Annotated in this window: 22 protein-coding genes and 6 pseudogenes; 15 read left to right on the top strand and 13 right to left on the bottom strand. The window is 60.7% G+C overall.

Features of this window, described 5'->3' with window-relative positions:
- The first annotated feature begins 449 nt into the window (after positions 1–449).
- The 5 genes and pseudogenes from IVB46_RS12435 (at position 450) to IVB46_RS12415 (ending at position 5,272) form a co-directional block, all read left to right on the top strand.
- Positions 450–1,391 carry a helix-turn-helix domain-containing protein gene (locus IVB46_RS12435; protein WP_247342861.1) on the top strand — a complete coding sequence of 314 codons (942 nt, stop codon included), beginning with the start codon at positions 450–452 and terminating at the stop codon, positions 1,389–1,391.
- A 188-nt stretch (positions 1,392–1,579) separates the two neighbouring features.
- Positions 1,580–3,298 (top strand): arylsulfatase, encoded by a 1,719-nt coding sequence (locus IVB46_RS12430; RefSeq protein ID WP_247342883.1) that lies wholly within the window; start codon positions 1,580–1,582, stop codon positions 3,296–3,298.
- A gap of 292 nt (positions 3,299–3,590) precedes the next feature.
- Positions 3,591–4,364: pseudogene (locus IVB46_RS12425) on the top strand (hypothetical protein).
- Positions 4,365–4,507: 143 nt separating this feature from the next.
- Positions 4,508–4,855 (top strand): hypothetical protein, encoded by a 348-nt coding sequence (locus tag IVB46_RS12420; protein WP_247316039.1) that lies wholly within the window; start codon positions 4,508–4,510, stop codon positions 4,853–4,855.
- Between the two features lie 72 nt (positions 4,856–4,927).
- Positions 4,928–5,272 carry a hypothetical protein gene (locus IVB46_RS12415; RefSeq protein ID WP_247342859.1) on the top strand — a complete coding sequence of 115 codons (345 nt, stop codon included), beginning with the start codon at positions 4,928–4,930 and terminating at the stop codon, positions 5,270–5,272.
- Positions 5,273–5,548: 276 nt separating this feature from the next.
- On the opposite strand, the gene IVB46_RS12410 is transcribed toward IVB46_RS12415, so the two are convergent.
- Positions 5,549–5,719 carry a hypothetical protein gene (locus IVB46_RS12410; protein ID WP_247316037.1) on the bottom strand — a complete coding sequence of 57 codons (171 nt, stop codon included), beginning with the start codon at positions 5,717–5,719 and terminating at the stop codon, positions 5,549–5,551.
- Between the two features lie 735 nt (positions 5,720–6,454).
- Between IVB46_RS12410 and IVB46_RS12405 the strand changes: the two genes are divergently transcribed.
- The gene (locus IVB46_RS12405) at positions 6,455–8,587 is read left to right on the top strand and encodes a tetratricopeptide repeat protein (protein ID WP_247342881.1); all 2,133 of its coding nucleotides are present in this window, start codon (positions 6,455–6,457) and stop codon (positions 8,585–8,587) included.
- A 77-nt stretch (positions 8,588–8,664) separates the two neighbouring features.
- Here the strand turns inward: IVB46_RS12405 and IVB46_RS12400 are convergent, their stop codons facing one another.
- From IVB46_RS12400 to IVB46_RS12380, 6 genes and pseudogenes are all read right to left on the bottom strand, one after another.
- On the bottom strand, positions 8,665–9,366 hold the full coding sequence (locus tag IVB46_RS12400) for an LssY C-terminal domain-containing protein (protein WP_247342879.1): 702 nt from the start codon (positions 9,364–9,366) through the stop codon (positions 8,665–8,667).
- Between the two features lie 201 nt (positions 9,367–9,567).
- Positions 9,568–10,650: a transporter gene (locus IVB46_RS12395; RefSeq protein WP_247342857.1), complete on the bottom strand. Its 1,083-nt coding sequence runs from the start codon at positions 10,648–10,650 to the stop codon at positions 9,568–9,570.
- A 974-nt stretch (positions 10,651–11,624) separates the two neighbouring features.
- Positions 11,625–11,810, bottom strand: coding sequence for a hypothetical protein (locus IVB46_RS12390; protein ID WP_247316035.1), 186 nt, complete (start codon positions 11,808–11,810; stop codon positions 11,625–11,627).
- Positions 11,794–11,928, bottom strand: coding sequence for a hypothetical protein (locus IVB46_RS44875; protein ID WP_256468599.1), 135 nt, complete (start codon positions 11,926–11,928; stop codon positions 11,794–11,796). Before IVB46_RS44875 ends, IVB46_RS12390 begins: the two co-directional genes overlap by 17 nt.
- 760 nt (positions 11,929–12,688) lie before the next feature.
- Positions 12,689–12,940 (bottom strand): annotated as a pseudogene (locus IVB46_RS44870) (DUF736 family protein); the annotation flags it as partial.
- Positions 12,941–13,000: 60 nt separating this feature from the next.
- Positions 13,001–13,367: pseudogene (locus tag IVB46_RS12380) on the bottom strand (DUF736 domain-containing protein).
- Between the two features lie 184 nt (positions 13,368–13,551).
- On the opposite strand from IVB46_RS12380, the pseudogene IVB46_RS12375 reads away from it, so the two are divergent.
- The 7 genes and pseudogenes from IVB46_RS12375 to IVB46_RS12345 form a co-directional block, all read left to right on the top strand.
- A pseudogene (locus IVB46_RS12375) lies at positions 13,552–15,188 on the top strand (arylsulfatase); the annotation flags it as partial.
- 172 nt (positions 15,189–15,360) lie between these two features.
- Positions 15,361–15,651: a DUF308 domain-containing protein gene (locus IVB46_RS12370; RefSeq protein ID WP_247342855.1), complete on the top strand. Its 291-nt coding sequence runs from the start codon at positions 15,361–15,363 to the stop codon at positions 15,649–15,651.
- A gap of 49 nt (positions 15,652–15,700) precedes the next feature.
- Positions 15,701–15,970 carry a DUF308 domain-containing protein gene (locus IVB46_RS12365; protein ID WP_247342853.1) on the top strand — a complete coding sequence of 90 codons (270 nt, stop codon included), beginning with the start codon at positions 15,701–15,703 and terminating at the stop codon, positions 15,968–15,970.
- A gap of 42 nt (positions 15,971–16,012) precedes the next feature.
- Entirely contained in the window at positions 16,013–16,375 is a 363-nt protein-coding gene (locus IVB46_RS12360; RefSeq protein WP_247342851.1) for a DUF3302 domain-containing protein, read from the top strand.
- A complete protein-coding gene (locus IVB46_RS12355) occupies positions 16,372–17,529 on the top strand; it encodes a biotin/lipoyl-binding protein (RefSeq protein WP_247342849.1) in 1,158 nt (385 codons plus the stop codon). Before IVB46_RS12360 ends, IVB46_RS12355 begins: the two co-directional genes overlap by 4 nt.
- Positions 17,530–17,782: 253 nt before the next feature.
- Positions 17,783–18,241, top strand: a complete 459-nt coding sequence (locus IVB46_RS12350; RefSeq protein ID WP_247342846.1) for a hypothetical protein — start codon at positions 17,783–17,785, stop codon at positions 18,239–18,241.
- A 19-nt stretch (positions 18,242–18,260) separates the two neighbouring features.
- Positions 18,261–18,551 (top strand): annotated as a pseudogene (locus tag IVB46_RS12345) (helix-turn-helix domain-containing protein); the annotation flags it as partial.
- Between the two features lie 246 nt (positions 18,552–18,797).
- On the opposite strand, the gene IVB46_RS12340 reads toward IVB46_RS12345, so the two are convergent.
- Positions 18,798–18,980 carry a zinc ribbon domain-containing protein gene (locus IVB46_RS12340; protein ID WP_247316019.1) on the bottom strand — a complete coding sequence of 61 codons (183 nt, stop codon included), beginning with the start codon at positions 18,978–18,980 and terminating at the stop codon, positions 18,798–18,800.
- Positions 18,981–19,127: 147 nt separating this feature from the next.
- On the opposite strand from IVB46_RS12340, the gene IVB46_RS12335 reads away from it, so the two are divergent.
- Positions 19,128–19,328: a hypothetical protein gene (locus IVB46_RS12335; protein ID WP_247004992.1), complete on the top strand. Its 201-nt coding sequence runs from the start codon at positions 19,128–19,130 to the stop codon at positions 19,326–19,328.
- Between the two features lie 139 nt (positions 19,329–19,467).
- Here IVB46_RS12335 and IVB46_RS12330 read toward each other — a convergent pair whose 3' ends face one another.
- The 5 genes and pseudogenes from IVB46_RS12330 to IVB46_RS12310 all read right to left on the bottom strand — a co-directional run bounded on the left by IVB46_RS12330 (position 19,468) and on the right by IVB46_RS12310 (position 25,127).
- Positions 19,468–19,887 carry a hypothetical protein gene (locus tag IVB46_RS12330; protein WP_247316018.1) on the bottom strand — a complete coding sequence of 140 codons (420 nt, stop codon included), beginning with the start codon at positions 19,885–19,887 and terminating at the stop codon, positions 19,468–19,470.
- A 104-nt stretch (positions 19,888–19,991) separates the two neighbouring features.
- Positions 19,992–21,224 carry a plasmid replication protein RepC gene (repC, locus tag IVB46_RS12325; RefSeq protein WP_247316017.1) on the bottom strand — a complete coding sequence of 411 codons (1,233 nt, stop codon included), beginning with the start codon at positions 21,222–21,224 and terminating at the stop codon, positions 19,992–19,994.
- Positions 21,225–21,487: 263 nt separating this feature from the next.
- Positions 21,488–22,504: a plasmid partitioning protein RepB gene (gene repB, locus IVB46_RS12320; RefSeq protein WP_256468598.1), complete on the bottom strand. Its 1,017-nt coding sequence runs from the start codon at positions 22,502–22,504 to the stop codon at positions 21,488–21,490.
- Positions 22,504–23,706 carry a plasmid partitioning protein RepA gene (gene repA / locus IVB46_RS12315; protein ID WP_247315821.1) on the bottom strand — a complete coding sequence of 401 codons (1,203 nt, stop codon included), beginning with the start codon at positions 23,704–23,706 and terminating at the stop codon, positions 22,504–22,506. Before repA ends, repB begins: the two co-directional genes overlap by 1 nt.
- A gap of 333 nt (positions 23,707–24,039) precedes the next feature.
- Positions 24,040–25,127, bottom strand: a pseudogene (locus IVB46_RS12310) (hypothetical protein).
- Positions 25,128–25,267: 140 nt separating this feature from the next.
- On the opposite strand from IVB46_RS12310, the gene IVB46_RS12305 reads away from it, so the two are divergent.
- Positions 25,268–25,471 carry a transcription factor gene (locus IVB46_RS12305; RefSeq protein ID WP_247316016.1) on the top strand — a complete coding sequence of 68 codons (204 nt, stop codon included), beginning with the start codon at positions 25,268–25,270 and terminating at the stop codon, positions 25,469–25,471.
- Positions 25,472–25,574: the final 103 nt, after the last annotated feature.

Genomic DNA, 25,574 nt, shown 5'->3' with positions numbered 1-25,574 from the left:
TGAACACGATCAGGCAGCGCCAACTGGCGGACAGAATCCGTTTAGGGCGGTGCTGAGCTCGCACGCCGAAAGCCGATCTTGCCGATTCTTTTCCGTCGGCCGGCCCCACAATCCCATTCTCCGTGCCGTAATTGAATAGCGGCCTTGGCTCTCAGCCGTATAGCGTTGTCTGACAAATTCTCCGGGAAACGAGCAGCTCGCGCCGTTTCGGTTCTGAAATACCGCCGTCAAGCGGTTCTTCCATAGAACGCGGCACTGTGGTTGCGCCATGTGGTCGAGATCATCTGCCGGCTTGCCGGAATTGCATAGTCGTCACATTCCAACATCAACCTCGAACTTCCGAACCCGCATAGCCGAAGGCGGCCCACTACGTAATGCTGCCTCCATCAGTCAGACCGATCGTTCAATGGGTCGCAAGAACTGTCCGCCGGTCCGACGGGACGGGGCATATGGTAGAAAGTGGTACACGCACCTTTAGCGACGCTGACCGCTACGCCGGCGGATTCGGCGACGCACGCATCAATCTTACGATAACGGGTGCCGGCGATTTCGAGGCACGGTTGACACGGCTGAAGTTGAAACATCTGGAAGTGTGTTGGTACTGCGAAAGCCTTCCGTGCATCGCCTATCTTTCGCTGCCCCTCGGGCAGATTCTCCTGTCATTTCCGCTCGGTACGACGTCCCTTGTATCCGATGGATTTGCATTGCGGAACGGCGACATGGTTTTGCACGGCCGTGGCGGGAGCACGCATCAACGATCCAAGGGTGCATGCCAGTGGGGCTTGATATCGATATCGCCCCAACAGTTTGAGAGCTGCTGCAAGGCGTTGACCGGACAAGAGATTGCACCGCCGCTCGCGAGCAGAATACTCCGCCCCGCCCGCGCGGACGTATCAAGGTTTCAGCGTCTCTTCAGAGAAGCTTGCCATCTTGCGGAAGCCAAACAGAAATTGATCGAGCGCCCTGAGGTTGCAAGAGCGCTGGAGCAGGAAATGTTTCACGCGATCGTCAATTGCCTTGCCACCGACGAGACCGACGACAGTCTCAAGACAAGACACCATCACGCTGTCGTCATGAGTCGTTTCGAGGAAAGCCTCAGCAAACGCATTGATCAAAAACTGAAAATGCCTGCGCTTTGTGCAGAGATCGGCGTGCCGGAGCGTAGCCTGAGGAATTGTTGCGCCAAATTCCTCGGCGTAAGCCCCACGCGATATCTCTTGTTGCGGCGATTGAATAAGGTTCGTTCGGCACTGCGTCGTGCCAACCCTTCGATAGCCACTGTCGCCGAGGTCGCCCGAAATCATCAATTCATGGAACTTGGGCGCTTTGCAGTGACCTATCGCACTACCTTTGGCGAGTCTCCTTCCGTCACGCTGCAACGTGATCCGTAACCTTAACCTGCCGAAAGCGCATAGCGCATCATGGCGCTTCGATCAATTTTCGATTCGCGAGGCGTCCGACAGATTGCCGAATGTGATCCTGCGCGGATCGGCAAAGGCAAAGACGGTCGGTGGGTGGAGTTTGGCGGAGGCTGCGGCCCAAGTTTCGGCAGTCGACACAGAGGAAAGCAACCATGAGCATGTTCAGAACAATCTGGGGCGCTCTTGCCGTGCTGTGTACCGCCACGACAGCGGCGAGCATTCCTGCCTCCGCCCAGCAGGGACAGAAGCCCAACATCCTCTTCATCATGGGTGACGATATCGGCTGGATGCAGCCGAGCATCTACCATCAAGGTCTGATGGTCGGGGAAACGCCGAACCTCGATCGGATCGGCCAGGAAGGTGCGAAGTTCATGGACTACCTCGCCATGCAGAGCTGCACCTCCGGGCGCAATGCTTTCTTCACCGGCATGTATCCGCTGCGCACCGGCATGGTCCAGCCGCAGATTCCGGGCAGTCCCACCTATCTGCAGCCTGGCACGCCGGCGCTCGCCAAGTTCCTGCTCGACCTCGGCTACAACACCGGCGAGTTCGGCAAGAACCACCTCGGTGACCACACCGCCGCGCTGCCGACCGCGCACGGCTTCCAGGAATACTGGGGCTACCTCTACCACCTCGACGCCATGCAGGCGGTGAGCTTCCCCGACGTCAACAAGAATCCGACCACCCAGGCCTTTGTGCCGCCGTGCAAAAACACGCCGATCCCCGGCCTGCCTGAGGTCCCCGGCGCGGTGGACCCGAAAACGACGACCTGCGCGACCCCACCGCGCCCGATCATCTGGTGCAAATCGAGTGACGGCACGTCGAAGAATCAGACGTGTCAGGACCAGGGTCCGCTGACGCTGGAGCGCTCGAAGACGGTGGACGAGGAAATCTCAGCCAAAGTCATCGACTTCCTCGACCGCAACGACCCGAAGAAGACCGGCAAGCCTTTCTTCGTTTGGTACAACCCGGCGCGCATGCACGTCACAACGCTGTTGTCGGACAAATACTTGGCTATGCTCGGCGTAGTAGGCGGCAAGGATTGGGGCATCAATGAAGCCGGCATGAAGCAGATGGACGACAATATCGGCTATGTGCTCAAGAAGCTCGAGGACATGGGCCAGCTCGACAACACGATTGTCGTGTTCACCACCGACAACGGTGCCGAAACGATAACTTTCCCCGATGATGGGATCACGCCGTTCAGAGGTCAGAAAGGCGAAGCTTGGGAGGGCGGCTACCGCGCTCCCGCTGTCATCCGCTGGCCGGGAGTCATCAAGCCCGGTACGATCAAGAACCAGCTGTTCGCCTCGCTCGACTGGTTGCCCACCTTTGTCGAGATCGCCGGTGGTCCGAAAGGTGATGGGCTCAAGAAGCAAATCGAGGCCGGCCAATATCCCGGCATCGTCAAGACGACCCTCGATGGCTTCAACCAGATCGACTACCTGACCGGCAAGTCGGACAAGTCTGCCCGGGACTACTTCTTCTACTACTCCGGAGCCAAGCCTGCGGCGGTGCGTTACAAGAACTGGAAGACCTACTACGACGTGGCCGGGCCCGGGCCTGCTGGCTGGCTCAAGGGGCCCGTGAAGTGGAACTTCCCGCTGATCCAGAACATCAAGTGTGACCCGTTCGAGCAGAACGTGTCCCCCGACGATGCGAAGTCGCTGCTCTATTTCGGCGGCTCATTGGCGGCGCCGAGCACTGCCTACATGTACGACGCGCTTGCCATGTTCCCGATGGGCCAGTCATTGTGGCTCATGGAGTTGGAGTCGTACCGCGAGTTTCCGCCGATGCAGGTGCCGTCGAGCTACAACCTGGATCAGGTCATAGGACAGATCAGGGAAACCAAGACTACAACCCATCAGGGCGAATAGGGGCATCGAGGCAATGAAGAAGGGGGGCGGCCATGGCCGCCCCGCTGTCGATCCGCGCTTGATTGGAGTCCAGGTCCGCGTGCCATGCCCCCTGTCCTCTCTGTCTGAGCCTCAGGTGCGGCATCGATTGAATTGCAGGAGGTCAAAAAGCAACACGAGGCTCATCCGAGCGACTAATCGCGTAGGACAAGTGTGAGCAAGTGGGCGCCCCATGACGGGCGCCCGCACTCGGGACGGTGCAAGAACCAGGACAGACGGAGTCGCAACCATGACCAAGACACACAGCGCTTGCATGATCATCGCCGTGCTCCTCGCCAGCGCGGGACCACTTCTCGCGCAAACCACGCCTGCGGTGCCGCAGCACGTACCGCTGCAGAAGACGATCGGCCAACCCAGCCCGGATATCGTGCCGTCATTGATCGTCATGAACGCCGGCGGCGCCAGCCTGCAGGGCGGTAAACTGACCCTCACCGGCGTAGCGCCCAACTCGATCATTTTCGCGGACCGTCCGGTGCGGGCGGCGGGGCATTCGCTCACGACCGACCTGCTGCAGGAATAGTCGCCAAAGAATGAGAGCGATGAGAGCTTTACCAAGGATCCGCCTAACGCCACCGTCTCGGTGTTCAGCGCGGACGGGTCGAAAGTCCGCGATGCCGTCGTGGTGCTGAAGACGGCGAAGCTCGAAGGTGACCGACTGATGTTCGACGTGGATGTGCTCGAAGGCGACCTGGCCGGCAGCGACGGCCCGGCGGCGATCTTCATCGATCGCTTTGGTTTCGGCGGCTTCCACGCTGGCGGCTTCCATGCCGGCGGCTTCGGCGGCTTCCACGCCGGTGGCTTCCGCGCCGGCGGCTTCCACGGCGGCTTCGATCGCGTCGGGTACGGCCGCGTCGGCGCTGTCGGCGTCGGCTACCATCCCTATGTGGCGCGCGGCGCATGGTATCGCGGGGGTTACGGTGCTGCAGCGGTCGGTGCCGCCGCGGTGGGTGGGGCTGCCCTGGGTGCGGCGGCGGCAAGTGCCGCCTATCCCTACTGTGGCTATTACCCCTACCCGCCTTGCTACTGAGGCAACTCAAATGATGCGGGTTCTATTGGACCACGGTCCAATAGAGCTCGCAGATCAGCCGAGCCGGGTCCGAGCTGGGTTTGGAGGATCGATCATGCGCAAACTAAGAAGCCCTGGGGCTTTTCGCGGCGCTCACAGCCACAATGGCAATCGTTTCGCCGGCATCAGCGCAGCAACCGCGGAAGCCCAATATCCTCGTCATCATGGGCGACGATATCGGGTACTGGAACAATGCCGGCAAGCCCGAAGGGATTCACCTCATGATCGGCCGTCGGCCGTATGCCGCGTTCGGCAACTCCACGGGCGACCGCGAGATGCTGGAGTGGACGGGTGCGGGTGCCGGCGCGCGGCTAAAGATGCTAGTGCTCCATGACGATGCCGTTCGTGAGTACGCCTACGGCCCTGCGCAAGGTCTGCCGGACAGCAAGGTCACGCCTGCGCTCTTTGACGAGGCGACGAAGGACGGCTGGGCGGTAATCAAATCAGCATGAAGAACGATTGGAAGCGAGTGTTCCCGTTCGAGCAGTAGCACTGCCTCCGCAAGCACGTCTTCGAGATTGGCCATGCTGATGTCATTCGGAATGCTTCATCGCCCTCGCGCGCCTGAATTTGCACTGTCGGGTTCGCCCATCACGGCTTTATGCAAGCGCCGCCGACGACGCATCGGGTTTGTGTTCGTGGTCTTTATAGTGCTGAGTTGCTCGACCGGACAATCCTACGGCGCCGAGAATCTCGAATGTCCAGAAATCGGTTCGAGGTCCGTTCCCGATCTCATCGGCGACGTTTCTGGTGGCGGGCTGTTTAGCACCGAAAATCGCGTCGACCTCGCCAACGAGATCACGAGTCGATCAACCGGCTGCAAATCGCTAGCCCCACTATTTCATGGGCCGATGTGCAGAACGCCCTGATCGCTGCCTATTGTCGTGTCGTGGCCCGCAAGCCCGAGATCACCGCCACCGAGCAATGGGAGCGCATGCGCCAGTTCAACAATGTCGGCAGATCGCGGCGAGCATGATGCCAGCGGGAGCACTGATCATCGCCAATGTTCCTCTTCCTCCAGACGTGTATCGGGAACTGAAGAGGCAGGCCGATGTATCCAATCAGACGACGGCCCAATTGATGACAACCATCCTGACGCGCGCGGCAGGGAAATAGCCGATCGTTGGACAATGCTGGTGCCGGGATCATCCCCCTTGGCACTTCAGCTTGGCGAGATCGACGTTGACGCTGCATTGCTCGGCGATTGTCTCGACCGCGCGCGTGAAATCGGGATCGCGCAGCAAGTCCTGGTAACTCATTCCGCGGACGGCCGCCCTTGAAGGCAGCGACAGATTGACAACCAGCGCGACCAGCAAACACAGTAACGTGGTCAAGACAATCTTGGATCTGCGTGACATTTCCGATCTCCCGATTCCACATCGCAGTTGGGAGCAGCAAGGCTGCCGTGCCTGCTCACTCGCCGAGCGTGCATGATAACACACGGTGTGCCTGCTCGACATTGCCCTTTGGGGCCAATCCCGCAAGCCGTTTGATCCTATCGGCGATATTGTTCCGCCAGGATACGCCATCGATTGAAGCGGACGCCCATCAGGGGTGCCGCCGGCTTTCGAGGCATCCATTCGATGACTTAAATGCGATGACTTGGGCCGGCCGACATGCCTTTCTGCCGAAACTGCATAGCGTACTCAGGTCGATTCGACCCAACTTCTCGTCGCGGATCTGCATTAGGATTTTGGGAGTCCTCTTAACCATACAGCGGGTAACAATTCGTGGCGCGCAAGGAGATCAGAGCCGACAGGAGCGATAGGGTTTCGAGGCGCCCTTCGGCCTCGACGGGCGCCCATGCCGATGGCGCGCGCGCCTCGCCCCGCCGCTCGTGGAAGTCGGCGACCCGCATAGTGGTGCTGGCGACAGTCGCCGCCCTCGCCGGCGTGACCTTGCTGTTCGTCACCGAGGACGGATTCGTCTTGCCCAAAGCTCTTCGCAGCAGCGGCGCGTCCCCTGCCCTGGCCTTTGTCGGCAGCGAAGCCTGCGCAGGGTGCCACCAGGCCGAAACCGCGTTGTGGAAGGAATCCCAGCACAAGCATGCCATGCAGCATGCTACGGCCGCTTCCGTGCTCGGCAATTTCGACGACGCCAGTTTTGACTATTTCGGCGTCCATTCCCGCTTTTTCAAAAAGGACAGCAAGTTCTTCGTCAAGACCGACGGTCGCGACGGCAAGCTTGCGACCTTCGAGGTCAAATACACCTTCGGCATTGATCCTTTGCAGCAATATCTGATCGAATTTCCGGATGGCCGCCTGCAGGCGCTTTCGATCGCCTGGGACAACCGGCCGAAGGATCAGGGCGGTCAACGCTGGCTTCACCTCTATCCCAATGAAGAAATCAAGCACGACGACGTGCTGCATTGGACTAGGCTCAATCAGAACTGGAACTTCATGTGCGCGGAGTGCCATTCAACCGGCGTGCAGAAGAACTACGACGCGGCCAGTGATCGTTTCCACACGACATGGGCGGAAATCAGCGTCGGCTGCGAGGCATGTCACGGCAAGGGCTCCCGCCACGTCAGTTGGGCGCACAGCCAGCGGAGCTGGTTTGGAAAAGATGATGACCCGCGCAAAGGGCTGGCCGTCTTCTTGAACGAGCGCGATGGCGTCACTTGGCACTCCGATCAGAAGACCGGCAATCCGCAACGCAGCGTCGCCGCTGCGGCGACACGCAGGGAGGTCGAGACCTGCGGGCTGTGCCACGCGCGACGCGGCGAATTTTCGGAAGACTGGGTGCCGGGACAACCCCTGTCCGACACGCACTCCGTCTCCCTCCTTGCTCGCGGGCTTTATCATGCGGACGGGCAGATGCGCGACGAGGTCTACAATTACGGACCGTTCAAGCAGAGCAAGATGTTCGCGGCCGGCGTCACCTGCAGCGACTGCCATGAACCCCATGCCGCCAAACTCCGCGCTCCAGGCGATGGCGTTTGCCTACAATGCCACGCCTCCGACAAGTATGAAGTTGCCTCACACAATCGCCACCAGGGCGTAACCCCGGCAGCGACCTGCGCGTCATGCCACATGCCTGTCAGCACCTACATGGTGGTCGACAGGCGGCACGACCACAGCCTTCGAATTCCGAGGCCAGATCTCTCCGTGAAGCTTGGTACCCCCAACGCATGCAACAACTGTCACGCCGACAAATCCGCACAATGGGCGGCCGACGCGATCGAGCGCTGGCACGGGACCGACCGGAAAGGTTTCCAGAATTACGCCGAGGCATTCCAGGCTTCCTGGACCGACCGAACCGACGCGGCCACGCTGCTGGCTATGGTGGCGGCCAGTCCCACAGCGCCGGCAATCGCCCGTGCGAGCGCACTCAGCGAACTTCATTCGCGGGTTTCGCCCGCGAATATCGAGCTCGGCCGCAAGGGATTGGCCGATCCCGATCCGATGGTGCGGATCGCCGCGCTTGACATGCTCCACGGCCTTCCGGGCGACCGGATCTGGCCGCTCGTCGCGCCGCTTCTTTCCGATCCAAGCCGCGGCGTTCGTATCAGGGCGGTGTCCGTTTTGGCCGCCGTGCCTCCTGCCAACCAGGGTGTCTCTGACCGCGCAGCATTTTACCGAGCGGCGGCCGAGTTGGTTGCGGCGCAACGCTTCAACGCGGACCGGCCCGAAGCCCGCGCGACCCTCGGAAACTTTTACGCACGGCGCGGGCTGACGGCCGATGCAGAGAGCGAATACAAGGGAGCCCTGCGGCTCAGCCCCCAATATGCGCCTGCGGCGATCAATCTGGCGGACCTTTATCGGCAGCTTGGCCGCGATGGCGACGGAGAAAGCATTCTGAGAACAGCCATCACGTCTTCACGCCAGGACGCAGGCTTGCACCATGCTCTCGGGCTCACCCTGACGAGGCAGAAGCGGCCGAACGACGCGCTTGACGAATTCCGCGCAGCAAGCGAGCTCGAACCTGACCGGTCGCGCTACGCCTATGTCTACGCCGTGGCGCTGCATTCCTCGGGCCGCATTGGTGAATCGATTGACGTCTTGAAGGAGAACCTGGCCCGGCATCCGGACGAGCGCGACACGCTGTCTGTCCTCGTTATGTTCAACCGCGATTCCGGAAACATCAATGCCGCCCTCGAATACGCTGAGCGACTCTCTCGCCTCGTCCCGAATGACCGTGAATTGACTCGCCTCACCGACGATCTTCGCGCACGGGCGAAGTGATATGAGTGACACAGACCGTCGCTATCATTGGCTGACCGCACCGCTGATGCCGTACCAGATCTGATCCTTCAGAACTATCAGCGGTGGTGGGGAATTGTCTCCCGCGATTCTGTTCGCTTGGCACCATCGACCACCAGCGTCGCGACGAGGATTTCTCTGTCCGTATGGTACGGATCGCCTTCGCCATTTCGGCCGAACAAGGTCGGGCCCGTTCCGGAAATCTGGAAGAAATTTTGCGCTATGCCTTGCCTCCCGCAAATCCGCATCAGCAGGTCGCGTTCGGCATCGATGTCCGGAGCGATGTGATGGGTCACCTGCCCCGTATCGTGGCTGAGACCGACATCGCGATCGAACGTGACTAAAACCAGCCAGACCGGACGGCCAACGGTTCCTTTTTCAAGAACCATCCAGAACCGGACGTGGTGCCGCCTATCCGCGCTTCTGCCATCCGGCTTCTCGTGCGCGAGTTGCTCCTTCATTCCTTCATAGTAGAGCGGGCTGACAGGTACATCATGGTATGGTCGATCAAGCACCACGCTGCCGATAATTTCGATACTGGTACGCAACGTAATTGGATCGGCCCGGAACCAGCCGGCTGCATGCATGGCGCTTGGGACATCTTCCTTGCCGCCGATAAGTCCGACATTGAGCGGATCGCCCGGGATGCCACTCGCGGTACGGGTTACCAGAGGCAAGGAAGCGAGACCCGGTTCGCGTTCGTGATGGCTCCAAAATGCGGGCAGTATGACATAGGCCAGCATCAGGTAGGCGATCAGCATCCCCACGAGAACGATCCACCATCGTCGCCTAGCTGCAATCTGCTCCGTGCGTTGCCGCCATCGACTTGATTGCGATAGCGTTGTTCTGCAGTGCACCCTTTCACGCTCGCGAGACCGGCCAAGCTCACGTGCCTGGTTCAGGATCAGCTAGTTCAAACAGGTGCTCCGTTCGTCACAGGGTGACGGGTTGGCACCGCGCTTTTATTTCGTGATCCTGGGCCTCGTGGGCGCAGCGGGCGTTGCCGCCGCAGGCTGAAGATTGAACGTCAGCCAGACGTTCCAGCCTGCTGGCCGATTTTCATTGGCGAATTCGCCGTAGGCTTTCAGGTTCAGATATCCCTGCATGTCTCCGACCGGGAAAATGTAGCCGACCTGCGGTCCGACGCCGAGCACCCGCGACCGGAAGCAGCCGACGCGATCGCCGGAGCCACTGTCGCAGCCGAGTTCCTGATAGGCGTAACCCACGAGGCCGACCTGCCACTGCTTGGTCAGGAATTGCGACGCGCCCCAGTCGAAGTGCATGTCGACGCCACTTTGATACTGCGTAGCCGTGTTTACGAAGTTGTAGGTAAATCCGAGCACTCCCGAAAATTCATGCCCGGTCTGTGGGTTGAAATAGGTGTAGCCGCCGCCAGCGTCGATCGCCCCGTGCCCGAGCCCTAGATTTGCGAGACGGGTTGACTGGTAGGCGCCAACCGGGATGTCCCCGGTAATATAGGTCATGTAGTTGTGAACACCGGCATTCCAGCGCAGCGCGAACTGCGGGATCAGATCGCCAAATGCAATGATCGAGCTGTCGATGCTGTCGAAGCGCGAGAAGGGGAACGTGGCGCCGCCCGGTCCCGTCAATGTCCCCACCAGCGATCCCGCAAGCGATGTGGAGTTGGAGCCGTAGGTCGCCAACAGGCTGGCAGAGGCCTGCCCGCCCAGCACCGGTGTCGCAAAGGTGTAGGTCCCGGCCACAAGGCCAAGATTCACATTCGCATTGACGTTGGCGTTCACGTTGACGTTCAGGTTCGCAGGAATGCGACCGATCGTGATCTCGCGCGCCCGCGCCACGTCGCCACCGGCGGAAACCGAGGTATGATAATAAATCGTGGTCACCGACCAGCCCGACGCCTGCTGGGGCACGGCCGCAAGGCTGCCAAAGAATCCAGGTATCCAAAAACTGATGCCGTCTTGATCGGCGCGCGCCGCGTCGGGGAGCACGAGTAACGCGGCAATTGCCGCGGCGCCCAGCCGCCAACCGAACGCGGCCGCTGATACCGATTTCCCGCTCTTCATCTGCCAAATCCTCCCGCTCTTCTACGGCCCTCCTGTCACAACTGAAGAACGAACCGGCGTGCGAAGACCGGAAATGAGTAGATACTACCACAGCGCGTCTGTGCGAAATCGACGCTTTCCTGCTCGTGTATCATTAGCGAGAGACTGTGCCTTCCATGCCACAATCTCCCGGCGTGCACGCCTCCTGCTTTTGCCGTTTTTGCATAGTGTCTTACAAAAACAATCCCGGCGGCGACGCGCACGAGCTGTGCATCCCAGGAGAGCATCGGCGGAACGCCCAGTTATGTGAGTCTCCTGACGTGCCTTCAAATGTCGAATTGGAAGTGATTTGAATCTCTTGCTTCATCGTGAAGCTTTTCTGCAATCGTCCCGACGCTCATACGCGGCCAACTCATGTCCGACCCAGAGAACTCAGCTCAGGTACCTCGCAGGTTCAATAGACCGCAGCGACGAAGGACAATCGAGACGAGTGAATGAGTACTGGACGGGACGTCGCAGGGTTTCAGAAGGAGTTTCGCCGAACAAGGCTAGAGCCGGGATTTCACTATCACTCAGGAAATAAGCGACCTGCGCCATCGCGGTCACGCCGCCTCCCGACCGCACGGCGGACCTGTCGTCGTGAGGTGCCTTCGCGATGTATTGCTCTTGTTGCCCGGCAGCTCGGGCGGCTGCCTTGCCGCCTGCGAGATTCCCTCCGTGACAGGAGGCGCAACGGCTGGCGGCCCCCGCTGGACTGCGCCAATCGGTTCGAAGCCGTTCTGAGAAGAGAGGCCTGATAGCGGGCATGCTGCGTCCTTCGAAAACTGGACGCGATTCTTGGGCTTGTCGCCTCATGGGGAGATCGCTTTCCCCATGGCGGCAAGTAGAGCCAGGGCCTTCAGAAGGTCAATCGGGAGACATGCAACAAGCAGGGGCCTCGCTGAAGAGTGATCGTAGAGCTCACGCCCCGGAACAGCATTTAGACTTGTTCCAAATCAGTCGCCCTTCTCTTTCATTGGCCGCAACGACCAGCCGAGTTTCTTGAGCTCGCGCAGATCGCTTGACGCTTCCGCAAGCAGCCAGTCGCGGAACGTCACGATCTTCGGCAGTGTTGCGGTGGCCTTCGGGCAAACGATCCAGTAGGTCTTCGAAAGGCGGAGCGATTCAGGAAACGGCCGCACCAGCCGTCCGTTGATAATATCCCAGGCCGCCAAGGTCGATATGTGCGAGCGCGATGCCTTGGCCGTTGATCGCGGCGTCGATCACCGTGCTCGCGCGGTTCAGCACCGGACCGTGCATGACATCAGCACCGTCGAGCCCCGCCGCCTGCAGCCAGTGTGTCCAATCGGCCCGGCTATCCAGATGCAGCAGTGGAAAGTTGAGGATGTCGGCGGGTTAGTTGAGGCGGCGGCGTCCTGATATCAGCTTCGGGCTGCACACACCCGCTCCATCAGCTCGTTGCTTCCCAGGCGTTTCCATTACCAGTCGAGGGCGCTTCCACACGCCCGACCGGTCCCTGCGGCTTCACCGCTTCGGCCGTTCGAGCGCTCGGACCTTCATCCGACTTCTGCGGCATAATTCCCCCGAGGTGCATGGGCGTTTCGCCCTTCCCATCGTTCGGCCCTTCGTCCCGCCTTCGCCGAGGCTTCGGCGGGACTACTATGGCCTCTGCTGACTTCTCGCTCCAACGGCCTCACGGCCGTCGTCGCCCTTTCAGGCGCAAGGCGAGATCTCCCCGGGTAAGTACATTGACCTTCGCTGCACGACCGCCGGATCTACGTCGCCTGGCCTTGGTCACGAGAGCTTCGCGGTTACGTCCCGCTCGCCCTGCTCGGCTCCGCCTTCTATCCGGTTCCTGATCGTCGGCCTGCAGCTTCGTTCCAGCTTCCTTCACGCCGTCCTCGCGGCCCGACGCTATGCGGTTCGCTTCGTTCACTGTGACCAGCTCACGAGAGGACTTCCACCTCCAAGTCAATGCCCATGCCGGACGCACACGCAAAAAGCCCCGCCTCCGGAGAGGCGGGGTGGATGATCCAGATCGATCAGTCGCCGTTGCGGAGATCAGGGTGAAGCCCTCGTCGCCTTCGACCTTCACCAGCGAGGCGTAGATCGGCGCCGGGAAGCTCGGATCGTCGAGCTTGACCGAGAGGTATTCGCGATCGGTGTCGCGGGCGGTCTTCTTCCAGGTAGCGCCGAACTCGGTTTTATGAGGTGTACCGCATAAGCCGATTATGCGGAGCTGAGCGTTATGCGGAGCGGTGTGCTTTGAGTGCCGGATTTCCAGCACGTTGCGGACCGCGGCACTCCGCATAATCTCATGGAGGAGAAGCCGCGGCGCCTCGCGCAAGGCGAGACGCCGCAAGCTTGCGGGTCAGCGCGACCAGACCAGCGCGTAGCCGTCATCGACCGCGACGAGGTTCGCATAGATCGGCGCCGGGAAGGACGGGTCGTCGAGCTTCACCGAGTGATAGACGGTGTACGGTGTTCTCTTTCGAAATCCGCTGCCGCGCGCCGCCTATCTCGACGTTGCCGGCCAGCACGCGCAGGTCCGGAGCCTTCTCGTTCTCGGAGGGTTCGGCCGGAAGGAAGCGCGCCTTCATGTTGAGCGAGAGCGCCTTGATGGTGCCGGTGTACGAGCCATCTTCGGCGCGGGTGTAGGTACCAATCTGAGCTACAAAACTGGGCACTCCAAAGCCCGCCGTTTTTGCGCTTGAAGCGGCGACAAGGGAGAAAGCCATGCTGCCGAAATTGCATAGTCGGGGCCTGCCACCTTCAGTAAGGTGACTGAACAAGAAACCGACAGAAACGGCCGGAAGTGAAGGCGCCTAGGATGCGTTCGCTGCACGCGGCGGTCCGAGGTCGCCCATGTCAAGTCACCGACCATCAAATCATGCGAGTCTGCTGACAACGTCGGAGAATGCGATGGGCAGGAACACGAATACGTTGATATCGGCCGCCATCTTGACGGGCTGGCCTGCGCTCCCGCAGGAGCCCAGCAAATGACCGGCACACCCGGCTCGCCCGGCGCCACCACCATCGACGGCAGATACTTGCCGCCACCGCCACAACCGTTCAGGGGCCAGATCGACTCCAACGCCGCGCAGTCGAAGCCGTATTGGCCGGCGCTCACCGTGCCGCCCAAGGGCGCGCCGAACATCCTGTTGATCATGACCGATGATGTCGGCTTCAGGGCGCCCAGCACCTTCGGCGGCGTAATTCCGACGCCGGCCCTGGACCGCATCGCCCAGACGGGTCTGGGCTACACGGCGTTCCACACCACGGCGCTGTGCTCGCCGACGCGCGCCGCGCTCCTCACCGGCCGCAACCATCACTCGGTGGCTACCGGCGTCGTCGTCGATCAGGCGACCGGCTACAACAGCGTCATCCCACGCGACGCCGTCGCCATCGGCGAGATCCTCCGGCAAAACGGATATGACACGTCGTGGTACGGCAAGGACCACAACGTGCCGCAGTGGGAGGGAAGCCAGGCCGGTCCCTTCCACAACTGGGCGACCGGACCCGTCAAGGGCTTCGACTACTACGGCTTCATCGGCGACGACACCAGCCAATGGGAGCCGAACAACCTGTTCCGCAACACCACACCCATCGCGCCTTATCTTGGCCAGCCCGGCTGGAACCTGTTCACCGCCATGGCCGACGAGGCGATCGCGCGCGTCAAGATGCTGAACGAGGTGCAGCCCGACCGCCCGTTCATGATCTATTACGCGCCCGGCGGCACGCACTCGCCGCATCACCCGACGAAGGAATGGGCCGACAGAATCAGCGCAATGCACCTCTTCGACGAGGGTTGGAACAAGCTGCGCGATACGATCTTCGCCAACCAGAAGAAGCTCGGCGTGATTCCGCAGACCGCTCAGCTCACCGCCTGGCCGAAAGACCTTCCGCAGCGGGACACGCTCTCGCCCGAGGCGAAGAAGCTCTACATCCGGCAGGCCGACGTCTATGCGGCGTACCTGGCGTATACGGACTCCGAGATCGGTCGTGTCATCCAGGCCGTCGAGGACGCGGGCAAGCTCGACAACACGCTGATCGTCTACATCAGCGGCGACAACGGCTCGAGCCCCGAAGGCACGCTCCATGGCCTGTACAGCGAGTTCGCTGTCGCGAACGGCGTGAACCCGACGGTGGAAATGAACATGAAGTTCTACGACGCCTGGGGCACCGACCAGACCTACCCACACTGCGCGGTGGGCTGGGCCTGGGCCTGGGACACGCCGTACCAGTGGACCAAGGAGGTTGCCTCCCACTCCGGCGGCACCCGCAATGGCATGGCCATGGCCTGGCCCGCGCGCATCAAGGACGCCGGCGGCATCCGCGACCAGTTCCACCATGTGATCGACATCGTGCCGACGATCCTCGAAGCGGCGGGCCTGCCGGAGCCGGCGACGGTGAACGGCATCGCGCAAAAGCCGATCGAAGGCGTCAGCATGGCGTACACTTGGGACAAGAGCAGCGCGAACGCGCCAGGTCGTCGGACGACGCAGTATTTCGAGATGTTCGGTTCCCGTGCGATCTATCACGACGGCTGGATCGCGTCGGCGCCTCCCGTCCACGCTCCCGTGGGACGAGACCTTCAACGTCGGCCTCGATACCGGCACGCCGGTGGACGATCTGGACTACCAGGTGCCGTTCCGCTTCACCGGCAAGATCGATATTCTCGACTTGGACAACCCGATAGCTAGCCAATTCCGGGCTTTCAAGGAGAACGCCATGGCGACCACAAATGCACAAGTTGGCAATATCAGACGCGACGTCAATGAGGCGATCCGCAGTCATTGGGTCCTGTTCCTGATCCAAGGCCTGATCATGGCCGCGCTCGGGCTTATAGCGGCGGTCGAGCCGATGGTCGCAACCTTCGCGGTGGAGATTTTCGCCGGCTGGCTGTTCCTTTTCGGTGGCATCATTGGGCTCGCTAGCGTGTTCACAGCTCAGCGTGTACCCGGCTATATTGGTGGTCCCTGCTCACTGCCGTGTTATCGATTGCTGCCGGCGTCTATCTGATCTCGCGGCCGCTTGCCGGCATTCTCTCTCTCTCACGCTCGTCGTTGGCGTGTATTTCGCCGCGCAAGGGATCACACAGATCATCACCGCGATCCAACACCGCAGCGTACTTGGATCATGGATCTGGCTGGTGGTCGGTGGAGTGGTCAATCTCATCCTATCCGCGATCATCGCGTCGGGCTGGCCGGGCACGGCGGCATGGACGCTTGGGCTACTGTTTGGCATCAACCTTTTCATGTGGGGAATGTCATTGGTGATAACCGCGATCGGATGTCGCGCCGTAGCCCGCGCTCCGCATGCGACAAAGGCCGCCGTGTAGCAATGCCGGCGGCCGTGCTGCGCTTTTGAGGGAGTAACCGTAATGGATGCTCTTGTCGGCTTCAGCGTCGGCTTTTGGGACTACGTGACGTTCGTAAGCCTCGCCGTCATCGGCGCAGCCTGCATCGGCGTTCTCATATTCATCCTCGGACTTCCAGGTCGCATCGCCATTGCGCGCAAGCACCCGGAGGCTGAGGCAGTCTATGCTATGGGATGGCTCGGCTTCCTGGCCGTCGTGCCGTGGATCCAGGCATTTATCTGGGCGTTCAAGCCAACCTATATCATCGACATTCGTAATCTGCCGAAGGAAGCAAGACGCGAAACCGACGCGATCATTGCGCGCCTCAAAGGTGAGGCCACGACGCCCGACGCGGGAGGGCCGCCTAACAAAGGTGCGCCGTTATGACCGCCGGACTTCTCATTCTCATCGTCTGCTTTACAATCTTCTGGCTTGTCTTCTTCAAGTTCAGGTTGCTGAGGCTCACCCCCGCCTGGGGCCTCGTCTTTGGCCTTGTTGTTCTCCACCTCCTGCTAATATTCGTTATCGGCTTGAGATTCGTGACACCTAACTCCACCAACGCCACGGTGGTGCAGCACACAATCCAGCTCATCCCACGTCTGCCCGAGCCCACCCTTGTGACCGCCGTGCTCGTCGAAGAGAATACGCCCGTGAAAAAGGGCCAGCCGCTGTTCCAATTTGACCGCCGTCCCTACGAATACAAGGTACAGCAGCTCGAAGCACAACTCGCCGAGGCCAAACAAAATGTCAAAGTTTTGAAGCTAGACGTCGCAGTCGCGGCGCAAGACGCGACGAAGACCAAGGTTGATCTCGAGTACCAGCAATATCAAAAACGGATGTTCGACAAGCTGGCCGAGGAGCAAGCGGTTCGCGAGGACCTAGTCGAACAATGGCTCTCGCGAGTTAACTCTGCGCAGGCGACCAATGACGCAGCGGAGGCCGCGCTGGAACGTGCTCAAGTCAGGTACAAATCCGAAATCGAGGGCGTCAACACCACCGTCGCCAATGTCGAAGCGCAACTTCGTCTGGCACAATATTATTTGGACAACACGACACTAGTCGCTCCGGAGGACGGCCGCATTCTCAATCTGCAGGTCCGCCCAGGAATGGTGTCCGGCATCGTTCGTATTGGCGGCATCGCGGCCTTGATCGCGGAGGCTGATCGCTATGTGCTCGCAACTTTCTTTCAGGAGAACCTCAAATATGTGTGGCCAGGGCAACCGGTCGAGGTTTCGTTCGACCTCTATCCCGGCCAAATCTTCTCTGGAAAAGTCGACAGCATTTGGCGCGGCAATGGAGTGGGCCAATACCTCCCGAGCGACGAAATTCCAAAATTCCAACAGCCCGCCCCCAATGTCCCCCAAGGTCAATACGCGGTAAAGCTCCTTCTAGACGGCACAAACCAGCCGGAATTCCCAATCGGCGCGCAAGGCACTGCGGCCATTTACACGAGCGGTGAATACGGCGCTTGGGCTGCGCTGCGCAAGATTTCGATCCGTACCCATTCATGGTCGAACTGGCTCTACCCAATCAATTTCTGAAAAAATGCGCCGGATCAAACAATCGCCGGAGAAGCACAATGTTTCGCAGAGCGAGTGCCGCTACTACGGCATTTCCGGACGCAACGCCCTTATTATCGTTAGTTCTTCGATGGAAATGCTGGGCGTTCGTACTCCTGCTGAGTGGTCTATTCGTCTGCCTGCCGGGGCGCGGCCACGCGGCTGGCCTCGACTGCCCTGAAATTGGACCTGGCGCGCAGCTCCTAATCTTCTCACCGACTTTCAGGTAAAACTGGTGACGTCCGGCAATAGTGCCGATCTTGCCAACGAAATAAACGACCTGATCAACAAGCTGCAGATCGAGAAGCCCAACATTTCGTACGCTGAGCTGACGAATGTGATTATCGCGGCCTATTGTCCGATTGTCGCGAACACAACGAGTTTAATGGCGTCCGAGAAATGGCGTCGCATGCGCCAGTTCGATAGCATCCTGCAGCAGCAGCTCGCCGCCAACACGTCCGCTCCGGGAATCCTCATCATCGCCAACGTTCTGCTTCCGCCCGCAGTTTACCGTGAGCTCCGCAGCCAGGCAGCAAAAGTTGATCAAAGTCCGGCGCAATTGATGGCGGCGATTCTCTCTCGGGCGGCCGAAATTAGCGTTGCGACGCGCAACTCGATCACCTCGTTGGCGCGAGTGAGCAGAGCCGGCGGGATCGTGAGGCCAGCGCTAGTACCCACTTTTCTTGGACCGTGAGTCGTGATTCAAGGTCGGGATGATCCCCGAAGCAAGAGAAGTCCACCTTTCGCGGAAAGATCGCAAGGTGCTTGAGGCGTGTTGTCGCTCGCCGGTGACGTTGCAGCGGGATTTGAAGCGGGCGCGGATAGTTCTGTTGGCGGCGGACGGGCGCAGCACCCGCTCGATCGCCAAAGAAGTCGGCGTCCAGCCACGGATTGTCAGCCTTTGGCGGCACCGCTATGCCGATCACGGCCTTGAAGGGCTACAAGACAAGCCGCGGCCCGGCAAACAGCCGATTTATACGAAGGCCACCGACAAGCGGATTCTGAACGACGTACTCGCCATCTGGATGCAACCCCGCCCTCCGCATCCATGCGACCGACCGTGCTGCGAGGCGTGAAACAGATGCTAGCGTCGCTGGGCATGCCGGCCCCGAGTCCGGGATGATTCCGCCGGCACGCGCGATGGAACGAAGCTGGGCCTTCGGGGTGCCACGCCCCATCGTCGGAGAGGGTTGTGAGCACAATCGGCCGCTGCAGCAATCCGGCTGCCGGGCTCGATTTCAACTCGAACGTTATTTGGCCGGCGCTCGCAGCGGGCTTTCCGCCCACTTCCAGGCGGCGGGATCGCGCAGCGGATCGTCCTCGCATACCAGGCAGATGTAGCGCGGCCGTCCGGGCGGGACGTCGTCGGGCACGGCCGTCATCGGCTTACCGCACTTCGGGCAAAACTTCCGGCTGAGGTAGAGCGGAGTCATGGTTTTTGCCTGCCGGGACCAGCTTAGTTCCGCGTGCGCCGCGAGCACAAGTAGATCGACGAAAATTGTCCGCATACACCAGACCGCTTGACGTGGAGCGCGTCTCACACTGAAATCCGATTTTCAGTGAAGTTGCGGGGTGGCGGCGTGGAAGAGTTTTACAGGGGCTTCGCGCAGCGGGCGCGCGATCTGGCGGAGAACGCGGACCCATTCACCAAGCGGCGGCTACTCGACCTAGCCCAGCGATACGATCTCAAGAGCCGACCGGGAGCCCCGGGCGGTCGGACCCTCCCGCCGCCGCGCGCGATGCCACCGACGGCGCTGTTTTCCGGCTCCGGCGAAGCTTAAGACTAGTCGGAGCGCGGTCCGGTCGTCGGTTTCTATGTTTTCATCGACCGGTCTGGGTGTCGGCCGCCCGCGGTCGCGGTGCTCGCGTTAATACAAGCTGGCCCAACAGCACTGAGCCACGCACGCGCGCCGCGAAGGGTCATCGCCTGCGCCGCGCGATCTCGTCAGCGACCATGCCCTCCGCCCGCACCAGCCGTTCATGCAGAGTCTCGAACATATCAAGGATGTCATCATTGGGTTCATTCTTGCCCTGCTCGATGGCTTCGGCGACGAGTTCATCGAGAGGCGTCTCCTCCAATTGGCCTTTCTCCAAGAGCTCTTCAAACAGACTGGCGCTGCTCGGCTGCGGTTGGATGCGACCGTCGGAGTTGCACCAGACTGTGAATGTCTGAAGTCCCAGAACAGCGTGCTCGACCATCTCCGCATCCAACGGAATCAGCGTCCCCCAGGCCTCGCCCGCCTCGTCCGCGAACCCCGCCACGTACATCCGCGGCTCCGCGGCGCCTTCATCCCGAGGCTGGAAGAACGGCGTGAGGATGATTGGAGGGTGTTTTGCCATGACGATCTCTCCGAACGCTTTGCGTCGACCCGGCGCAGCAGCCGGATTAGCGCGGGTAATTTGATCACACGAAAAAGGCAACCTGGGAACGGCGCCTCATCGCCTTACGCCCGCTGCTTGTCTCGCCGGCGAGAATTGATCTGCGCCATCAGGATCGGGCCAAGCGAAAATTCGCCGACCTCGGCTTTTCGCGTCAGGCCGCGCAGATAACCGCCGGCGGAATTGATCGCCGTCCCGCGCTGCAGGATACACGCGACGACAATGGCGGCGGGCACCTCGCCCATGACCTTTTGAGCCTCCTCCCAGGCGCTCGGACTGATCCCCAGCATTGATCGTACGACGGCTGCTGTGGCCAGGAAATCGCGCCAGTTCGAAACCCCACCCTTCGCATAATCGACGATGTCAGGACACGCACTCAGGACCATTCCTAACGGATACGCCCCCTCCCCGACTCGCGAGGGTTGAGGTTTGGGCTCAGCTCCCGCCGCCCTGCCTTCTCGAAGGACAGGTTCAAGATCAATAGGGGCCTCTGGTTTTGAATTCTGTATGTGGCGCTCAGAATGGGACTCATTGGCGCTCGGATTCTTGGATTTGATGTGCTCTTCCAGAAGATTGAGTACGTCGTCGGCGAGCTGCGACAACTCGTCGGCGATCGGCTCGAGCTCCTGGCGCGTAGCCGTACGCGGAATCTGGTCGACGATCGCGCGGAAGGCAGCATGCACGACCTGCCAATCGGCAGGCCCCTGCCCTCCCCTTCGCGTCGGAACGGCTTCCTCGATGCCAGTTGCAATCATCTTCGCGATGTCGCGCCGGCAGAGCGTGATGCGCTCTCGTACGAGTTTGAGCGCGCGGGCCTCGGCTTCGATATCGGCCGCCAGGCTCTCGAACTCCTCCGAGCGCACGACCAGCGGCGACAGATCGAAGCCGAAGGCGAGCTCGATTTCGCCGGCATTGTCCTTCCGCGCATAGCGCTTGCCATTCGGACTGTCGCGCCGAACGATCAGGCCCGCGTCAACCAGCACTGCGAGATGACGCCGCAGCGTCGATGCCGGCATGCCGTGCGCTCGCCGAGTGAGTTGATGGTTCGAGGGGAAGACGATCAGATCATCCTCCCCCGTCAGGGCGGTTTCGGGATGGAAGGTCAGCAGCGCGTTTAGGACCGAGAGCGAACGCTCCGATACCCCAAGGCGCGGCCGCGCCGTGCAGATGGCGTGGAAGATCTTCCATTTGTGTACGATCTTTTCGGGAGGACGCTCCGTTGCAACCATCTGGCTTGTCACATGGGCAAGCGTCAGCGATCGCCGCCCAAAGGGCGTCGTTGGGGAGTGTGACTGCATGTCTTTGCCTCATGCGGGCAAAGAAAATCTGCTCGCCGAAACGGCGCCGTTGCTAAAGACGCTTGACTGCGATTCGCGAAAGTGATTCTCTGTCAGTCGCCAAACGTGACGAGAGAAGGCTTTCGGACGGAGACGTTCCGGGGGCCTTTTTTCTTTTCCGCTATGCTCCTACGGTTAGAGGACGGAAACGCGGGTACGCATCGCGCTGCCCGACCATGAGAGGTCCGGTCGGCGCCATATCCAAAGCGGCGACACGCGTGATGTCATTCATCGGTGCGCCCCTCGCGAAAAGATCGGTAGAGTTCCGGCAACCGCGAAATCACAAAGTCTCCAAACGCAGGCGCGGCCTTTTCGTCGAGCGCTAGCGTGACGCGACCTTCGCGACGTTCAATCTTCACAATCTTCTTGCCGTCGTCATCGGCCCAAGTTGTCGGCCGTGGAGCTTTTGGCTTGCGGGGCGCGAGCGCGGCGAACGCTATCGCGAACCGTTCATCGGAAGTGGCGCGCACAAAACGATCGCTAGCAATGCTGTCAGCCAATGCCTTTTGATCGTGGCGACCTACAATCCGCTCTGCGAGCTCCATCCAGCGCCGGCGGCCGGTCTTCGGCGCTGGCCCGATCGCATCGACTAGGCTCCGTGGAAGGGTCCGCGCGACAGTGATGAGGCGGGAGAGCTCCGTCTTGTCGACGCTGAGCGCCGCCATGATGATCTCACGTTTGAATCCACGATCCTCGAGAGCGGTGGCATATGTTGCCCGCTCAATGAAGGAGAGATCCTCCCGCTCACCATTCTCCTTGCCTTGTGCTACCACCAGGTCTTCGTCGCTGAGGTCACGAACCACGGCCCGCGCGGGGCGGCCAAGTTCGGCGAGCGCACGGACGCGACGATGGCCGTAGGCAATCTGAAACCGACCTGGGCTGGTCGGATGCGGGCGAAGGAGGATCGGAACCAGTTGCCCATTGGCGCGTATCGATTCGACGAGAGCGGAGTGCTTCTCGTCGACGCTCGTCATGCGATCCGGAACTATCGAGGCATCAATCAAATCTGGGGCGATTTCAACGACGGTTTGACCGGCGGTGAGTCGTTCGGTCAAGGCCTTGGCGGCATCGCGCTCCGCGGACAACATCTCGAGCGAACGGCTCATGGCACCGACTGCCCCGCGCGACCCGTGTGTTGGTTGGGATGGTCTCCAATTGTCGCTAGGCTCACCTGACGGCTGTTCGTTGACCGCGGTCAACTTGTCGTCCATCAGCTCAGCAAGCAGGTTTTTTCGACCCATTAGGCCCTCCCCCATGCAGCCTGGATAAGGCTTTGGATTTCGCCGTTGACGCTATCCAGCGATTCCATCGCGCGGTCGTAGGTAGCGCGTGTGAACTGATCGCGGCTGACCTCATAGAGCGTTTGCTTCGTGATGCCGGCGTCCGAGATCGCCGTACTTTTCAGCATCATATTGGTGACCATGCGGTCGCCAAACAGCGAGCGCATGAAGCCGACCATTTGGGCCTGCGGTCCATCGCCGGGCTCATAGCGCGTGACGAGATAGCGCATCCAATCGTAATTCATGTTGCCGCCCGCCTTGGCGACGACGGCAAGGAGGTCGGATGTCATGATTAGGAATTGGCACATCGACATGACATCGAGCATTTGCGGATGCACCGGAATCAGAATTGCGGTTGCTGCACAGAGCGCGGAGAGCGTGAGAAATCCAAGTTGAGGCGGACAATCGATCACGACGACGTCGTAACGGTCCTGGACCGTGGCGAGGGCACGCGCAACGCGGGCGAAGAAAAGCGGGTCACCCGACTGGCGCGCAGCTAAAGCTTTCGGGGTTTCATGTTCGAATTCCATCAGTTCGATATTGCCGGGAACAATGTCGAGCCCCAAAAAGTAAGTCTGCCGAATGATCTCATTCAGCTCGCGACGCGCGTCGTCATAGCGGATGGCGCCGTAGAGAGTTCCGTTCTCTTCGACGTCAAACTCTGGCTGATAGCCGTGCAGCGCGGAGAGCGAGGCCTGCGGATCGAGATCGATTGCGAGCACTCGATAGCCCTGCAGTGTGAGATGTTGAGCGAGATGCGCGGCGGTGGTGGTCTTACCCGATCCTCCCTTAAAATTAACGACGCCAATGACTTGCAACTGTTCGCCCGCGACGCGATGCGGTCGGTATCGGCGCACGCCCTTGCCGGATTCGTCGAGATAAGCACGAAGGCTTTGGATGTCCTCGAATGTGTACGATCTTCGACCCGATGGACTGGTGTCCGGCTGAGGGCCCCTACCCTCCAGCGACAATTGGCGGAGGTAACCGTCATTGATACCGACGAGTTTAGCGACTTCGCCAGATGTGAACCGGCGAAGATGCTTGCGTGCTTTTGGCGGGAACAGCTTCGTTCGGTGGGCGTGAAGTTTCGCGGATAGTTCCCGCGCGTCTGCCGCGATCGTATCGTGGATCGCCTGGGGTGCGGCAGATGGGATTGACGCCATCGCTTGTTGGTCGTTCAGGGCCACGGCTTTCTCGCGTAGTTACGAATTTCGGATGCGGGGCATGCGCAAAGCGTGGCAACTACGCCCGATTCTGAGCGGTCGCGCAACAATTAAAGGGTAAACGAATCCTTAACCGGTCACTTCAGCTTGCCACATGCGAATGGAAAAGTTGACCGCGGTCAACTTGGGAGATTCGACGTGCCCGCCCCCTCATCCGTTTGCTCTGGCCAACTCGCGCGCGAGACCGGCCAAAGTTGACCGCGGTCAACTTTCTTGAATTGGGCCGAATCGGCCTTCATGAAGTCTACCTAAGATCGTCCATGGACGGCGCCATCAAAAGCCGTAGCTTCGATCCGCCCAGCGCAGCAGCACGCGAGCGTCGGGATCGGGCAGGCGAATGCGCTGCGCCTTCAGGCTTGCGCAATCGCCATGCCGATGTCGGAATCAACCCAATGGCCGTGGGTCATCAGGAAGAACCAGCCGAAGGACAGGCCGACCTCACTGTCCAAGGCCTCAATCCGATCCATCAGGAGATGCACCGAAACATCCGATGACATGAGCAGCCGCTCCTTCGGGGGCTTCAGCGGCCGGGGGATGAAACCGACTTCGCGCTCGCCCCTGTGGCTATAATCTCGAACATCGAGCGCCCAATGCTCAAAGACGCGATGGGCGCGGGCGCTCGATCCCTCCCAGTCTTGAATGAAGCGCACCTCGCGCGGCACGTACTCGAACCAGTCGGGAACCGCATCGAGGAATGGCGTTTCGCGCGTTCCCTGAGGCCCGACTTCACGGATCACGCGCCGCTCGATCTCGGGCCGCTTGGCCTCCCGCTTCTCGCGCTCGACACGACTGCAGCGATCGAGGAAACTGCGGATATGGACGAATGCGCCGCCGGCGCGGTCGAGCAGGCGGTAGACTGGACCGGCGAGCCGCTCCGTCTCGGGCAGAGACTGGCTGGGCCAACTGGGATCGAGCAGATCCTCTTCGCCCCAAGGTCGATAGTCCGGATTAACGATCGGACCAGCGCGCCACTCGATTTCTCGTCCAAGTGCGATCTGGATATAATCGGCGGCCCCGGATCCGGTCGGGGCGAAGACGAAGGCGCGGGTCCCGCGCCACTCGGTGATCTGCAGATCAGTGTCTCTCAGGCGCGTCCAGAGCGCCTTGATATCCCCGCAATCTTTGACGAGTTCGGCCGTCATCCACTGCCGCAGCTCCCCGACTCGGGTGCAGTCGGGTCGAATGACCGATCGGGTGTCGCGCCAGTAATCATCGTCGACGTGGGCTAGGCTGAAATCGAAACTCGGAAAGGCCGCGGCGAGTGCGGGCATGAGATCCGCGTCGGCCGAGGCGGGATCTAGCCCTGCCAGAACGGCCTCGATTGAGGCCGCATCGGGAATGCGAAGAGGGGTGGCGCTCATAGAACGTTAACCATAATAATTTAGGCCTCCGCCGACTTCTTATGAACTTCTCCATCAGATTTGGCGAGAATCCTCGGCCTTCACGAGATGCATCCGGAATGTTGTATAAGGATACACGATACGCGCTGGAGGAGCGCCTCATGGCCTTCCATATCAAGAAGCCGGAAACCGACGCGCTGGCCCATGAGCGCGAGCAGGGCAGGCCGTCCCTGGTCGACCTAGGCGTCCAGTTTTGTCGCGATTTGAGGACAAAGGCCAATCCGCAAAACGGCAAACCTGCCGACAAGGCGTTCCGCGACAGCCTGTACGAGGAAGCAACGCCGAACTCGACGATACCGGGGTGACTCTGCTTGATGTTGGTGTCGACTTTGGCCGGAAGCTGCGTGCCCGCAGCAATGCGCGGGGGGGGGGCCGATAAGGTACTTCGTGACGGTCTATTCGACGACG

The sequence above is a fragment of the Bradyrhizobium sp. 61 genome (assembly GCF_023073075.1).
GTDB classification, from domain to species: domain Bacteria; phylum Pseudomonadota; class Alphaproteobacteria; order Rhizobiales; family Xanthobacteraceae; genus Bradyrhizobium; species Bradyrhizobium barranii.
This window is presented reverse-complemented; position numbering and strand designations above follow the sequence as displayed.